Source organism: Thioclava sp. ES.031 (assembly GCF_002563775.1).
Taxonomy (GTDB): Bacteria; Pseudomonadota; Alphaproteobacteria; order Rhodobacterales; family Rhodobacteraceae; genus Thioclava.
This window is the reverse complement of sequence record NZ_PDJO01000001.1, coordinates 478,937-492,620: the sequence shown is the minus strand read 5'-3', so window position 1 is coordinate 492,620 and position 13,684 is coordinate 478,937. Positions and strand designations below refer to the sequence as shown.

The 13,684-nt window shown below is 63.9% G+C and carries 14 protein-coding genes; 6 read left to right on the top strand and 8 right to left on the bottom strand.

Going from position 1 to position 13,684, the window contains the following annotated elements; all coding sequences use genetic code 11:
• The first annotated feature begins 1 nt into the window (after position 1).
• The 6 genes from AXZ77_RS02495 (at position 2) to AXZ77_RS02470 (ending at position 5,411) form a co-directional block, all read left to right on the top strand.
• Entirely contained in the window at positions 2-961 is a 960-nt protein-coding gene (locus AXZ77_RS02495) for a type II secretion system F family protein (RefSeq protein WP_098409898.1), read from the top strand.
• 10 nt (positions 962-971) lie between these two features.
• Positions 972-1,979, top strand: a complete 1,008-nt coding sequence (locus tag AXZ77_RS02490; RefSeq protein WP_098409897.1) for a type II secretion system F family protein — start codon at positions 972-974, stop codon at positions 1,977-1,979.
• Between the two features lie 4 nt (positions 1,980-1,983).
• Positions 1,984-2,553, top strand: coding sequence for a tetratricopeptide repeat protein (locus AXZ77_RS02485; protein ID WP_098409896.1), 570 nt, complete (start codon positions 1,984-1,986; stop codon positions 2,551-2,553).
• 27 nt (positions 2,554-2,580) lie between these two features.
• The gene (locus tag AXZ77_RS02480) at positions 2,581-3,453 is read left to right on the top strand and encodes a lipopolysaccharide assembly protein LapB (RefSeq protein ID WP_098409895.1); all 873 of its coding nucleotides are present in this window, start codon (positions 2,581-2,583) and stop codon (positions 3,451-3,453) included.
• Between the two features lie 4 nt (positions 3,454-3,457).
• Positions 3,458-3,958, top strand: a complete 501-nt coding sequence (locus AXZ77_RS02475; protein WP_078602081.1) for a prepilin peptidase — start codon at positions 3,458-3,460, stop codon at positions 3,956-3,958.
• A gap of 142 nt (positions 3,959-4,100) precedes the next feature.
• Entirely contained in the window at positions 4,101-5,411 is a 1,311-nt protein-coding gene (locus AXZ77_RS02470) for an ATPase (protein ID WP_078602082.1), read from the top strand.
• Positions 5,412-5,416: 5 nt separating this feature from the next.
• Here AXZ77_RS02470 and AXZ77_RS02465 read toward each other — a convergent pair whose 3' ends face one another.
• The 8 genes from AXZ77_RS02465 to ftsH form a co-directional block, all read right to left on the bottom strand.
• Entirely contained in the window at positions 5,417-6,274 is an 858-nt protein-coding gene (locus AXZ77_RS02465) for a LytTR family DNA-binding domain-containing protein (protein ID WP_141536206.1), read from the bottom strand.
• Between the two features lie 107 nt (positions 6,275-6,381).
• Positions 6,382-7,284: a bifunctional methylenetetrahydrofolate dehydrogenase/methenyltetrahydrofolate cyclohydrolase FolD gene (folD, locus tag AXZ77_RS02460; protein ID WP_078545214.1), complete on the bottom strand. Its 903-nt coding sequence runs from the start codon at positions 7,282-7,284 to the stop codon at positions 6,382-6,384.
• 12 nt (positions 7,285-7,296) lie between these two features.
• Positions 7,297-8,175, bottom strand: coding sequence for a bifunctional 5,10-methylenetetrahydrofolate dehydrogenase/5,10-methenyltetrahydrofolate cyclohydrolase (locus AXZ77_RS02455; protein WP_098409893.1), 879 nt, complete (start codon positions 8,173-8,175; stop codon positions 7,297-7,299).
• On the bottom strand, positions 8,156-8,476 hold the full coding sequence (locus tag AXZ77_RS02450) for a chorismate mutase (protein WP_078521910.1): 321 nt from the start codon (positions 8,474-8,476) through the stop codon (positions 8,156-8,158). Before AXZ77_RS02450 ends, AXZ77_RS02455 begins: the two co-directional genes overlap by 20 nt.
• 67 nt (positions 8,477-8,543) lie before the next feature.
• Positions 8,544-10,211: a formate--tetrahydrofolate ligase gene (locus AXZ77_RS02445; protein ID WP_098409892.1), complete on the bottom strand. Its 1,668-nt coding sequence runs from the start codon at positions 10,209-10,211 to the stop codon at positions 8,544-8,546.
• An 81-nt stretch (positions 10,212-10,292) separates the two neighbouring features.
• Complete coding sequence (locus AXZ77_RS02440; protein ID WP_098409891.1) at positions 10,293-10,883, bottom strand: sulfurase; 591 nt, start codon at positions 10,881-10,883, stop codon at positions 10,293-10,295.
• Positions 10,883-11,692: a methyltransferase domain-containing protein gene (locus AXZ77_RS02435; RefSeq protein WP_098409890.1), complete on the bottom strand. Its 810-nt coding sequence runs from the start codon at positions 11,690-11,692 to the stop codon at positions 10,883-10,885. Before AXZ77_RS02435 ends, AXZ77_RS02440 begins: the two co-directional genes overlap by 1 nt.
• 18 nt (positions 11,693-11,710) lie before the next feature.
• Complete coding sequence (ftsH, locus tag AXZ77_RS02430) at positions 11,711-13,624, bottom strand: ATP-dependent zinc metalloprotease FtsH (RefSeq protein WP_098409889.1); 1,914 nt, start codon at positions 13,622-13,624, stop codon at positions 11,711-11,713.
• Positions 13,625-13,684 lie beyond the last annotated feature (60 nt).

The window sequence follows — 13,684 nt, the reverse complement described above, 5'->3', positions numbered from 1 at the left end:
CATGGCGACCCCCATTATCTACCTGCTGATCTTCGTCGCAGTTCTGCTGCTCGTCGAAGGCGTCTATCTGCTGTTCTTCGGCAAATCGATCTCGCTCAACAAACGGGTCAATCGACGCCTGGAGATGCTCAACAAGGGCGAACGGCGCGAAGAGGTGCTGGAACGTCTGCGCAAGGAAGCGACGCAGCACAGCGACGCGCGCTCGATCCCGCTCTATTCGCTGCTGGCCGAAAAGGCGCAGAAGGGCAATATCGCCTTCTCGCCGATGGCGCTGATCGGCATCATGGCCTTCGCCTGTTTCGCGTCCTTCATGGCCCTGACGCTGAGCTCGCAGGCGGGCCTCTTCATCCGCCTCTTCCTCGCGCTCTTCATGGGCGTGGGCGGCGTGTTCTTCTGGGTCTCCTCGAAGGCCAAGAAGCGCATGGCGCTGATGGAGGAACAACTTCCCGACGCGGTGGAACTGATGGTGCGCAGCTTGCGCGTCGGCCACCCTCTGGCCTCCGCGATCCAGGCGGTCGCACGCGAAATCCCCGATCCGATGGGCACCGAGTTCGGTATCATCGCCGACGAAGCGGCTTACGGGCGCAACGTGGCCGAGGCGATCTCGGAAATGGCCGAACGTCTCGATATGCAGGATCTGCGCTTCCTCGCAGTCGCCGTGTCGATCCAGCAGACTTCGGGCGGCAACCTCGCCGAAGTGCTCGAAGGCCTGTCGAAGGTCATCCGCTCGCGCTTCCGGCTGTTCCGCCGCGTGAAGGCCATTACCGCAGAGCCGCGCTGGTCGGGTATCTTCCTGTCGGCCTTCCCTGTCATCGTGATGGTGATCATTCAGGTCGTCTCGCCCGATTATTACGACGAGGTGAAAACGACCGCCGCCTTCATTCCGGCCGCCATCGTGGTGTTCCTGCTACTCGGCGCCAACGTGATCTTCATGAAGGTCATGACAACCATCAAGGTTTGAGGAGAGCCCAATGGATTTCGCAGCCATCAACCAGATGCTGACCGATGCGCTTGGGCCGATGGGCCCGATGATCGCTCTGGCGGCGCTTGGCGGGCTTCTGGTGCTCGCCGCGGTCCCAGCGCTCCTGAAGAAGCGCGAGGACCCGTTCGACAAGATCCGCGGAAAAGCCCCGCGCCCGCCACGCCAGAACACAGGTGGGAACACGGACAAAACCAACCAGAAGCTGCGCGACACCCAGAGCGACAAGCTGCAGAAATATTCGGCCTTCCTCGAGCCGCAAAACGCCGAGGAACTCTCAGAATCGCGCAAATGGCTGCAATCGGCGGGCTATCGCGGCCCGAATGCCGTGCGCACCTTCCACGCGATCCAGTTCGCGGCGGGAATCGGCCTGCTCGCGCTCGGCTCGCTCTATGTCGTGCTCTACAATGCCTCCGCTCCCGAAGGGCAAGCGATGGGGATGCTGGGAACGGTGATGTGGGTGCTCGGCCCCGGCGGCGTCGGCTATTACGGCCCGAAATACTGGGTAAACAAGCGCGTGAATGCGCGCACCGACGAGATGCAGAACGGCTTCCCCGACTCCCTCGACATGCTTCTGGTCTGCGTCGAGGCGGGCCAATCGCTCGATCAGGGGATCATCCGGGTCTCGAAAGAGCTGAACAAATCCTACCCGGCGCTGTCGGAGGAATTCGCGATGGTCGCGCATGAGATCAAGGCCGGTCTCGACAAATCGACCGTGCTGCGCAACTTCGGCGAACGCTCGGGCGTGCCGGATATCGCGAGCTTCGTGACCGTGATGATCCAGTCGCAGCAATTCGGCACCTCGATCGCCGAAGCCCTGCGCCTCTATGCCGCCGATATGCGCGACAAGCGGATCATGCGCGCCGAGGAAGCCGCGAACAAAATCCCGACCAAGATGACGCTGGGCACGATGATGTTCACCGTGCCGCCGCTTCTGATCATTCTTGTTGGCCCATCGATCTATGATATGCTTGAGACCTTCAAGAATATAGGCATTTGACGGCATGATCCCAAAGCGCCGCGGCCTGATACTGGCCGCGCTGACACTAAGCACACTGGCCGCCTGCAACCCGGGCGGCCTTTCGGCTGAGAAACGGGGCGCATTCGCCCCCGGCACCAAACCCGGCGCGGAAGCGGTCGACGGGCTCCTCGTCGGCCACCGGCTGATGGAAGCGGGCGAATACGAGCTTGCTCTGAAAGCCTATTACCGCGCGGCGGGCCAGCATGGCGCTACGGCGGAAATCCTCTCGGGTATCGGCTCGGCCGACCTGAAACTCGGACGTCTGAACCAAGCCGAACAGATGCTGCGCCGCGCGACCGAGGCCGACCAGACCTTCGTGCCGGCATGGAACAACCTTGGCGTCGTTCTGATGGAGCGCGGAAAATACGCCGAAGCCGCGCGCGTCTTCAAACTGGCCTTCGCGCTGGACAGTGGCCAATCGGACGCGATCAAGCAAAACCTCAAGCGGGCGCTCGCAAAAATTATAGAGCCGGGTTACGCTGCGCCACAGGACAAGCAGTTCACGCTCGTCAGAAAAGGGGTCGGTGACTACCTGCTGCTGACGAAGCACTGAGGCTCGAGCAAAAAGGACGCAGGTAACATGCGCCACCCGATCTTTCTGGCAGCCTTGGCTGGCTGCGCGATGACTCTCTCCGGCTGTATGGGCAATAACAGCGACGCCGAAGTCGCCCGCGCGATGAAAAGCGTGAATGCCGTTGATGAGACCAACCTTACCGACATCATGCTGACGGTCGCCGATCCGAACGAGGCCGTGACCTATTTCACCCGGCTGTCCAACGACCATCCCGACCGGATCGACGCAAAGCGTGGGCTCGCGAAATCGCTGGTGCGCGCGCAAAAGCCCGTGCAGGCCGTGAAGGTCTGGCAAGAGGTTCTCACGATGCCGGGCGCGACCAATGACGATCGCGTGTCGATGGCCGAGGCGCAGATCCGCTCCAATGACTGGTCCGGGGCGAAGGCGACGCTGGACACCGTGCCGCCGACCCATGAGACCTATGACCGCTACCGGCTCGAAGCGATGGTCGCCGATAGCGAGAAAAAGTGGAAGAAGGCCGACAGCTTCTACGAGACCGCGGCGGGCCTGACCACGAAGCCCGCGGGCATCTACAACAACTGGGGCTTCTCCAAGCTCAGCCGCGGCGATGCCGCAGGCGCCGAGAAGCTGTTCAAGGAAGCGCTCACCTACGATCCGACCCGCTTCACCACGAAGAACAACCTCGTGCTCGCGCGGGCCAGCCAGGGCAAATACGACCTGCCCGTGATCGACATGACCCAGATGGAACGCGCGCAGCTTCTGTATACGGCGGGTCTGGCGGCAGTGAAGCGCGGCGACGTCAATATCGGCAAGACGCTGTTGCAAGACGCGATCGACACCAATCCGCAGTATTTCGCGGAGGCCGACCGGGCGCTGAAGGCGCTCGATCAGGGATCGTCGAGCGCGCTGAAAGGCTAAGAGGATGCTCGGTCTCGCTCCGCCGCTTTCGGCGCTGATCTTTCTGGTGCTGATCACCCCGGTTTGCGCCTGGGTGGTCTTCACCGACCTCAAATACATGAAGATCCGCAACAAGGCGGTGCTGGCGCTTCTGGTGATCTTCGCTTTCGCGGGGCCGTTCCTCTTGCCGATCGACGTCTATGCCTGGCGGTGGAGCCATGCGCTGGTCGTCTTTCTTGTCGGCTACATCCTGAACCAGATCGCGCATTTCGGTGCGGGCGACGCGAAATTCGCAGCCGCCGCCGCGCCGTTCTTCTCGCATGAGCTGTTCGATGTGCAGCTGACGATGTTCCTGCTCTGCGCCTTCCTGCTCGCGGCCTTCGCCGCGCACCGGATCTTTCGCGCAATCCCCGCCGTGGTGAAGGCCACGCCCGACTGGGTGAGCTGGAAGCGCAAGGACTTCCCGATGGGGCTGGCGCTGGTCGGCACGCTCTGGGCGTATCTGCTGCTCGTGGCGCTAGGCTGATTGTTCAGCCCAGCGATCGGGTATCGCGGCGATTACCCGGTTTTTCCAACATTTGGCCACAATCACCGGCAAGATTGGCCCGGACTGATCTTAGCCCCCGCGCAGGACCAAAGCGGGGTGCACAGCCGAGAGGACGCGCCAGATGAACATGATGACCTCGAATGTCATCGCCCCGGCCCCGCCGCGCGCGCTGGAGGAAACCGGGCTGAACGTCGTGATGATGCGGGACATCCTGCTCAAGACGATGTTCCGCACCAATACGGACACGGCCTCTGCGCTGTCCAAGCTGGTCTGCCTGCCGATCACGATGGTGCAGGACCTGATCGACATGTGCCGCAAGCAGGGCCTGCTGGAGGCGATGGGCACGCTGCACGCCAATTCCGGCGGCGAGATGGGCTTCCAGCTTTCCGACACCGGCAAGGCGCGCGCGCTCGACGCGCTGGCGCAGTCGGAATATTACGGCGCGATGCCGGTGCCGCTGACCGTCTATCGCGAGCAGGTGAAGCGCCAGTCGATCCGTAACATCCAGCTGACCCGCCAGCAGCTTCTGGGCGCGATGGGGCACCTGATCCTGCCGCCCGACCTGATCGGCCAGCTTGGCCCGGCGGTCTCCTCGGGGCGCTCGATCCTGATGTATGGCCCGCCCGGCAACGGGAAATCCTCGATCTCGAACGGCATCCGCGACGCAATCGGCGACAATATCTTCATCCCCCGCGCCATCGAATATGCGGGCCAGATCATCACCGTCTACGACCCGATCGTGCACACCCCCGTCCCGGTCGAGGAAGATGACCCGACCTCGCTGCGCAAGCGCGGGATGCAGTTCGACCAGCGCTACGTCTATTGCGAGCGCCCGACCGTGATCACCGGCGGTGAACTTTCGCTCGACATGCTCGACCTGAAATACAACGCGACCGCGCGCACCTATACCGCGCCGCTGCAGTTCAAATCGGCGGGCGGCGTCTTCATCGTGGACGACCTTGGCCGTCAGGCCGAGCCGCCGCAGAAGCTGGTGAACCGCTGGATCGTGCCGCTCGAAGAGAACCGCGATATCCTCTCGCTGCAATCGGGCGAGAAATTCGAGGTGCCCTTCGACACGCTCGTGATCTTCTCGACCAACTTCCACCCGAACGAGATCTTCGATAAAGCGGCGCTGCGTCGTATCTTCTTCAAGATCAAGATCGACGGGCCGAACCAGTCCGACTATCTCAAGATCTTCCAGATGATGGCGAAGAAGCGCAACATGCCGCTCGACGAGAAGGCGCTGCTGCATCTGCTGAAGGTGAAGTACCCCACCATCGACAATATCTACGCGAATTATCAGCCGGTCTTCCTGATCGACCAGATGATCTCGATCTGCGAATTCGAGGGCATCCCCTATCAGATGACGCCGGAGCTGGTGGATCGCGCTTGGGACAACATGTTCGTCAGAGACGAGGTGATCGTCCACTAAAGGCGCTACTGGGCAGCCATCCGGTCAGCTCCCGGGGAATTACGGAAGCCAGCCGCCTCGACCTGCGGCTGGTAGGTGCGCGAGACGGGCACCTCTACGCCATCGGCCATCTGCAGGAAGGTCCGGCCCTTCTCCTTGCGCAACCCGCGCACCGCGTCGCGCGCCACCCAATGCGAGCGATGGACCTGCAGGCCAGGCGTCCCCTCGGTCTCGGCAATCGCATCGGCAAGCCGGATCAGCAGGCTCGTCTCCCCCGCCTCGGTCACCACGTCGACATAGTGGTCGTTCACCGCGAGGCGGATCAGCGGCGCGCGCAGGTCAGGCTCGAGCCGATACAGCAAACGCGGCGCGCGCGAAGAGAGCGTCCCCTCACCGGCAGCCTCGACGTCCCGGCGGGCCTCCTTCTCCGCGGCAGCCACCGGGGCCTCCTGCGCCCGCCTCGGACGCCCCTGCTGAGGCGTCATCCAGTGCCGCAGGGTCGAGCCTGCCATCGAGAGGCCGAGGATATAGGCCGCCATATGGAAAATCTCGAAGCCCCCGAACTTCGGATCCGTCGCGAGCAGCAGCACGAGCAGGTAAAGCGGCGCAGTCAGCACCAGCGCCGAAAGACCGGCAAGCGTGGGCGCCTCGTAGCGGAACCGGCGGAAACCCAGCTTGCGCCGCACAAAAATGCGGATCGCCGCGCCGATCAGGATGCCGACCGCGACACTGAGCGGCCAGAAAATCACCCGCGCACCGAGCGACATGGATTCGAGAGTATTGAACGGTCCGGCCACGATGCCGAATAGCGATGCCACGACCCAGATCACCGGCAGAGCCGGGATCTTCAACGCCCGCCAATATATTTTCCAGAATCCTGCCATCGCCGCCACGCCCCAATTGACGCTTAGGTAACGCAAGCGTTACAGGTCCGACAACGGCAAAGGCCGTTTTTCCCCGCCCAACCTGTGGAAATCCTTACCCACCTTTGTCAGGCAGTCAGACCTTCAGGTTCGGGAAGGTTGTTCGCGCGGCAGCAGGCGGTCACGGTATTGGCCAGAAGGCAGGCGATGGTCATCGGACCGACGCCGCCCGGAACCGGGGTGATCGCGCCCGCGACCTCCTTGGCGCTGTCGAAATCGACGTCGCCCACCAGCCGGGTCTTGCCCTCGCCTTTCTCGGGCGCGTCGATCCGGTTGATACCGACATCGATCACGGTCGCACCGGGCTTCACCCAGTCGCCCGGGATCATGCGCGGGCGGCCCACGGCGGCCACAAGGATATCGGCACCCCGGCAGACATCGGCGAGATCCTTGGTGCGGCTATGCGCGATGGTGACGGTGCAGCTGTCGCGCAGCAGCAGCTGCGCCATCGGCTTGCCGACGATGTTGGAGCGCCCCACCACGACGGCGTTCAGCCCCGAGAGGCTGCCCAGCTGGTCGCGCAGCATCATCAGGCAGCCCAGCGGCGTGCAGGGCACCATCGATTTCTGCCCGGTGCCCAGAAGGCCCACATTGAGGATATGGAACCCGTCGACATCCTTCGCGGGAGTGATCGAGTTGATCACCTTCTCCTCGTCGATGTGATCGGGCAACGGCAGCTGAACGAGGATGCCATGCACCGCCGGATCGGCGTTGAGCTTCTCGACCAGCGCCAGCAGATCGGCCTCGGAGGTCTCAACGGGCAGCTTGTGCTCGTAGGAGTTCATCCCGGCTTCGAGCGTCTGCTTGCCCTTGTTGCGCACATAGACCTGGCTGGCCGGGTCTTCGCCCACCAGCACCACCGCGAGGCCCGGCGTGATGCCGTGTTCCTCCTGCAGCCGGGTGACATGCTCGGCCACTTTCTCGCGCACGCTCGCTGCGAAGGCCTTCCCGTCGATGATCGTCGCCGTCATTTCATTCCTCCGTCACTCCGCCGCCGCGAAGGTCGTGCGGTAATGGTCCATCTGCATGCGGGTCGCGCGGACCGCGTTGTTCATCAGCGTCGAGACCGTGACCGGCCCCACCCCGCCCGGCACCGGCGTGATCCAGCCCGCCACCTCGGCGCAGCTGTCGAAATCGGCGTCGCCCACGGTGCGCCCCTCGACCCGGTTGATGCCGATATCGATCAGCGCCGCGCCGGGTTTGAGCATCTCGCCATGCACCAGCCCCGGCTTGCCCACCGCGACGAACACGGCATCGGCGGCGCGCGAATGCACCGAGACCTGCCGCGTCATGTGGTGGCACACGGTGACGGTGGCGCCGAGCCCCATCATCAGAAAGGCGATCGGCTTGCCCACGATCTCGGAGTGGCCGATCACGCAGACATTGAGACCTTCGGTCTGGAGCGGCAGGGATTTCAGGATCTCCACGGCCGCGACGGCGGTGCAGGGGCCGAGCTCCAGCTCGTTATAGACGATATTGCCGATCGAGGCGGGGTGCATCCCCTCCACGTCCTTGAGCGGATGCACCGCCTTCTGCAGGACCTTGACCGGGATATGGGCGGGCAGCGGGCGCTGGATGATGATGCCATTGACGCGCGGATCGGCGTTCAGACCGGCCAGCACGCCTTGGAGCTGCTCTAGACTGATCGTCTCGGGGTAGTTGCGCACCTCGAAGGCTACACCGGCTTTCTCGGCGTATTTCTTCTGATTGCGGACATAGAGTTCGGCCGCCGCGACATCGCCGACAGAGACCGAGACGAGGCGCGGAGCCCAGCCCGCCTCCGAGAGCCGCTGCGCTTCGGCATAGGTCTCGTCCAGCTTGACCTGCGCAAGCGCCTTTCCGTCAATGATCGTGGCGCTCATCGGGGTCTCCCTTGCCCAGAACCTGTTCTTCCTGCGCGATGAAATGCTCGATCATCTCGCGCCACAGACGGTCGGCGAGATCGGGATCGAGCCCGGCAGGACCGGCGGCGGCGCGCACTTTCGCCACCACATCCTCGACCCGGTCGGGGATGCGTGCGGGCCAGCCATTTCCCTGTTTGAGTTCCGCCGCACGGGCGATCAGCCGGGTGCGCGCACCGAGCATCTCGACCAGCTCCCGGTCGAGCGCATCGATGGCGACGCGCAGCTCTTCCATCGTGTGCAGGTCTGACGGAGATTTCATCGACAAGGCTCCCGGAACACTCGCGCCCCCTATCGCAGCTTGGCCCAACAAGCTCAAGACCGCGCGCCTAGAACAAACCCGTGATGCGGCCTTCGGCATCGAGGCCGATCGTCTCCGCAGCCGGGTGCCGGGGAAGGCCCGGCATGGTCATGATTTCACCGCAGATCACCACGACGAACCCCGCCCCCGCCGAGAGCCGCACCTCGCGGATCGGCAGCGTATGGCCCGAGGGCGCCCCGCGCAGCGTCGGGTCCGCGCTGAAGGAATACTGCGTCTTGGCCACGCAGATCGGCAGGTTTCCATAGCCCGCCGCCTCCCAGTCACGCAGTTGGTTGAGGATCTTCTGATCGGCATAGACGTCGCTCGCGTGGTAGATGCGCGTGGCGATGGTTTCGATCTTCTCAAACAGCGGCATGTCATCGGGATAGAGCGGCGCGAATTGCGACGGGCTTTCGGTCAGCGCGACGATCTTCTCCGCCAGCGCCTCGGTCCCCGCGCCGCCTTCGGCCCAATGGGTGCACAGAACCGCCTCCACGCCCTGCGCTTCGGCGGCGTCGCGCACCGCTGCGATCTCGTCCTCGGTATCGGCAGTGAAGCGGTTGATCGCGACCACAACCGGCACGCCGAATTTCTTCATATTCGCGATGTGACGCGCGAGATTGGCGCAGCCCGCCTCGACGGCGGCCACGTTTTCCGCGCCGAGATCCGCTTTTGCGACACCGCCATTCATCTTCAGCGCCCGCACCGTTGCCACGACCACCGCAGCATTCGGGCTCAGCCCGGCCTTGCGGCATTTGATGTCGAAGAATTTCTCCGCCCCCAGATCGGCCCCGAAGCCCGCTTCGGTCACGACGTAATCGGCCAGCTTCAGCGCGCTTTGCGTCGCGATCACCGAATTGCAGCCATGCGCGATATTGGCGAAGGGGCCGCCATGCACGAAGGCGGGCGTGCCCTCCAGCGTCTGCACGAGATTGGGCTGCAGCGCCTCTTTCAACAGCACCACCATCGCGCCATCGGCCCCGATCTCGGCGCAGGTCACGGGCGAGCGGTCGCGGCGATAGGCCACGACGATCCGACCCAGCCGTTCCTGCAAATCCGTCAGATCGCGGCTGAGGCAGAGGCAGGCCATGACCTCGGAGGCCACGGTGATGTCGAAACCGGTCTGGCGCGGAAAGCCGTTCGAGACACCGCCAAGGCTGACGACGATGTCGCGCAGCGCCCGGTCGTTCATGTCGAGCACACGCCGCCATGTGACCCGGCGCGCGTCGACCTCGAGCGCGTTGCCCCAATGGATGTGGTTGTCGATCATCGCCGAGAGCAGGTTATGCGCGGCGCCGACGGCGTGGAAATCGCCGGTAAAATGGAGGTTCATCGACTCCATCGGCACGACCTGCGCGTAGCCGCCGCCCGCGGCCCCGCCCTTCATCCCGAAATTCGGACCGAGCGAGGCTTCGCGCAGGCAGATCGCGGCGCGCTTGCCGATCCGAGACAGCCCGTCGCCCAGACCCACGGTCGTCGTCGTCTTGCCCTCGCCCGCAGGGGTCGGCGAGATCGCGGTGACGAGGATCAGCTTGCCGGTCTCGCGCTCATCCAGACCCGCGATGAACTCCGCCTCCAGCTTCGCCTTGTCGCGGCCATAGGGGATCAGCGCGTCTTCGGGAATATCCAGCTTCGCCGCGATTTCCGGCATCGGGCGCAGCGTCGCGGCACGGGCAATCTCTAAGTCACTCGTCATCGGGTCCTCCTGCTGAGGGAGGGTAGTCATTTGACGGCCCGGCGAAAGGGAAAGAAGCGACCGTTGCGGGATTAAATCGCCTCAGCGGACCTCGTCCATCAACTCCCAGGCGCGCTGATCGGGGATATGCAGCCGCAGGGTTTCGCCCACGACCAGACGGCCGGGACGCTCCACCCAAGCGGTCACGCCGCGCCGACCTTGGGCGGCCGGTTTGTAACGTTTACCCTTCTCGGGATAGTGCTCTTCGATCACCCGGCCCGGCAGGACACAGGCGCGGTTCTCCATATCCACGACGAGGGTCAGCCCGGTCTCGTTCTGCAGCCGCGCCGAGGGCGGGATATGGGTGAGATCCGGCAGGCCGCGCAGCACGATCGTCGCGCCGACCCAGGAAGGGTCGATTTCCGGCACGCCCATCGCGAAAGCGGTCTCGGCCAACTCCTCCGCCGACAGGATCGTCAGCTGGCGGACATTGGCGATCTCGATGCCCTTGGGATGCTGATCGGTCACCCGCGAGCAGGAAGGGCGCGTGCGCCCGCCATGCAGCTCTCCCACGGGACCGTCGAAGGTGAAGTCGATCTCTTCGACCGGGGTCGAGGTAAGTTGTCCCTCGGTGGTCACCAGCCCGAGCCAGACGACCTCCCCTTGATATTGCGTGGGTTTCAGCGCGGCCATCAGCCCCTCTTTGACAAGACGACAAACAGACGACGGAACGGGAAAAAGACGCTGCCGTCGTCCCGCAAAGGATAAACCGTCTCGAGCGCGGTTTCATAGCGTTCGATGAGAACCTGCGCTTCAGTGTCGCCTAGGAGCCGCAGGAAAGGACGCATCGCCGTGCTTTCGGTGAAGCGGCGCACCGGATGCGCGCCCGGCGTGGGCTCCAACTCCTGCAGATATTCGGTGTGCCAGATATCGACCTCGCCCAGAGGGCTGAGCATCTTCGCGTAATCCACCGCCGGGGCCACGGGCGGCACCCAGCCCGCGAAGTTGAACCGGTCGGGGAACATCTCCTGCGACAGCTCGCGCAGGATGCGATGCGACGGCGCGCCATGCTGGGCGGGCATCTGCACCGCCAGAACGCCGCCCTCGCGCAGCTCTCCGGCCAGACGTGGGAAGAGCGTTGCGTGATCGGGCAGCCAATGCAGCGCCGCGTTCGAGAAGATCATCGCCGGCGGCTTGTTGGGCGCCCATTCGGAAATGTCGACCAGATCGCAGTGGTGATAGGCGCCGGTCGCCGCGGCGCGCTTCAGCATCGCCTCGGAATTGTCGACGCCCACTATCTTGCGCTTGGGGTAGTGGTGGTTCAGCGCCTCGGACACCGCGCCATTGCCGCAGCCCAGATCGATGATCTTGCCGCGTTCGGGCAGTTGCGGCACCCGCGCCAGAAGGTCGAGTGCCGGGCGCAGCCTCAGATTGCGGAACCGCGCATAAGCGTCTGGGTCCCAATCGGCTGCGCCCGGCACTGAAGCGTCACGCGTGACCATTCTCGCGAACCTTCGCGGTCAGGCCGAAGGCTCGGGGGTGGTTTCCGCCCCGCCGTCGCCCTGATCCTTTTTCTTGGACGTTTTGGGCAGCGCGGTCACCGACGGCAGGCTCCCCGAGGAGCTGTCGTCATCGTCACCGCCCAGCGGCTCTCCGGAGAGGACCTTCTTGATCTCGTCGCCGGTGAGGGTCTCGTATTCCAGAAGGCCCTGGGCCAGACGTTCCCAATCCTCGATCCGGTCGGTGAGGATGCGGCGCGCCTCTTGGTAGCCCTCTTCGATCAGGCCGCGCACCTCTTCCTCGATCAGCTCTTTCGTCTTGGTCGAGACCGAGAAGCCGGCAGTGTTGCCCTGATAGCCCTCATGCGCCTCGGCATAGTCGATATTGCCGACCTTCTCGGACATGCCCCAGCGCATCACCATGGCACGGGCAATCGCCGACGCCTGCTGAATGTCGCCGGCCGGACCGTTCGAGACATGCTCTTCGCCCCATTTCAGGATCTCGGCCGCCTTGCCCGCCATGGTCATGGCGATCTTCTGCTTGGCCTCGTCCTTGTGGTAGTTGAGCTTGTCCATCTCGGGCAGCGAGACGACCATACCCAGCGCCTGACCGCGCGGAATGATCGTGGCCTTGTAGACCGGATCGCATTTCGGCAGCGACAGGCCGACGATGGCGTGACCGGCCTCGTGATAGGCGGTCATCTCCTTCTGCTCGGGGGTGAGGACCATCGAGCGGCGCTCGACACCCAGCATCACCTTGTCCTTCGCGTTCTCGAAATCTTCCATCGAGACGAAGCGACGCCCGACGCGGGCCGCCATCAGCGCGGCCTCGTTGACGAGGTTCATCAGGTCGGCACCCGAGAAGCCCGGCGTGCCGCGCGCAATGGTGCGCAGGTCGACATCCGGCCCCACCGGCACTTTGCGCGAGTGAACCGTCAGGATCTTCTCGCGGCCCTTGATGTCGGGGTTCGGGACGTGGATCTGACGGTCGAAGCGGCCCGGACGCAGCAGCGCGGGGTCGAGCACGTCTTTACGGTTCGTCGCCGCGATGATGATGATGCCTTCGTTGGCCTCGAAGCCGTCCATCTCGACCAGAAGCTGGTTGAGGGTCTGTTCGCGCTCGTCATTGCCGCCGCCGATGCCGACGCCACGGGCACGGCCCACCGCGTCGATCTCGTCGATGAAGACGATACAGGGCGCGTTCTTCTTGGCCTGCTCGAACATGTCGCGGACACGGGATGCGCCGACACCCACGAACATCTCGACGAAGTCGGAGCCCGAAATGGTGAAGAAGGGCACGCCCGCCTCGCCCGCAATGGCGCGGGCCAGAAGCGTCTTACCGGTACCCGGAGGGCCCACCAGCAGCGCGCCTTTCGGGATCTTACCGCCGAGGCGCGAGAATTTCTGCGGGTTGCGCAGGAATTCCACGATCTCTTCGAGTTCTTCCTTGGCTTCGTCGATGCCCGCCACGTCGTCGAACGTCACGCGGCCATGTTTCTCGGTCAGCAGCTTCGCCTTGGACTTGCCGAAGCCCATCGCGCCGCCTTTTCCACCGCCCTGCATCCGGTTCATGAAGAAGATCCAGATGCCGATCAGCACGAGGAAGGGAAGCCAGACGCCCAGCAGCGACATGAAGCCCGATTGCTGCTGTTTGACGACGGTCACCGCGATGCCCTTGTCGATCAGCTTCTCTGCGATCTGATCTTCCATCGGCTTGATGGTGGTGAAGCTTGTGCCGTCGGCGAGCTGGTAGCGCACCTCTTCGCCATCGAGTCGGGCGTTCTTCACCTCGCCTTTATCGACGGCGTCCATGAACTCCGAGTAGGTCGCTTGGGACGAGTTCATCGAAGATTGCCCATCACCGAAAAGGTTGAACAGGGCTAAAATCAGCAGGAACAGCACCGCCCAAAAGGCCAGATTGCGCGCATTACCCAAGGAATATCCTCCAATCGTATCGGGCGGCTGACCTGCGGTCGCCGCCTCTTCCTCAGTGAA

Excerpts from the sequence above, each read along its gene's own strand:
- AXZ77_RS02495 (WP_098409898.1), top strand. The coding sequence starts at position 2 with ATGGCGACCCCCATTATCTACCTGCTGATCTTCGTCGCAGTTCTGCTG.
- AXZ77_RS02490 (WP_098409897.1), top strand. The coding sequence starts at position 972 with ATGGATTTCGCAGCCATCAACCAGATGCTGACCGATGCGCTTGGGCCG.
- AXZ77_RS02485 (WP_098409896.1), top strand. The coding sequence starts at position 1,984 with ATGATCCCAAAGCGCCGCGGCCTGATACTGGCCGCGCTGACACTAAGC.
- AXZ77_RS02480 (WP_098409895.1), top strand. The coding sequence starts at position 2,581 with ATGCGCCACCCGATCTTTCTGGCAGCCTTGGCTGGCTGCGCGATGACT.
- AXZ77_RS02475 (WP_078602081.1), top strand. The coding sequence starts at position 3,458 with ATGCTCGGTCTCGCTCCGCCGCTTTCGGCGCTGATCTTTCTGGTGCTG.
- AXZ77_RS02470 (WP_078602082.1), top strand. The coding sequence starts at position 4,101 with ATGAACATGATGACCTCGAATGTCATCGCCCCGGCCCCGCCGCGCGCG.
- AXZ77_RS02465 (WP_141536206.1), bottom strand. The coding sequence starts at position 6,274 with ATGGCAGGATTCTGGAAAATATATTGGCGGGCGTTGAAGATCCCGGCT.
- folD (WP_078545214.1), bottom strand. The coding sequence starts at position 7,284 with ATGACGGCGACGATCATCGACGGGAAGGCCTTCGCAGCGAGCGTGCGC.
- AXZ77_RS02455 (WP_098409893.1), bottom strand. The coding sequence starts at position 8,175 with ATGAGCGCCACGATCATTGACGGAAAGGCGCTTGCGCAGGTCAAGCTG.
- AXZ77_RS02450 (WP_078521910.1), bottom strand. The coding sequence starts at position 8,476 with ATGAAATCTCCGTCAGACCTGCACACGATGGAAGAGCTGCGCGTCGCC.
- AXZ77_RS02445 (WP_098409892.1), bottom strand. The coding sequence starts at position 10,211 with ATGACGAGTGACTTAGAGATTGCCCGTGCCGCGACGCTGCGCCCGATG.
- AXZ77_RS02440 (WP_098409891.1), bottom strand. The coding sequence starts at position 10,883 with ATGGCCGCGCTGAAACCCACGCAATATCAAGGGGAGGTCGTCTGGCTC.
- AXZ77_RS02435 (WP_098409890.1), bottom strand. The coding sequence starts at position 11,692 with ATGGTCACGCGTGACGCTTCAGTGCCGGGCGCAGCCGATTGGGACCCA.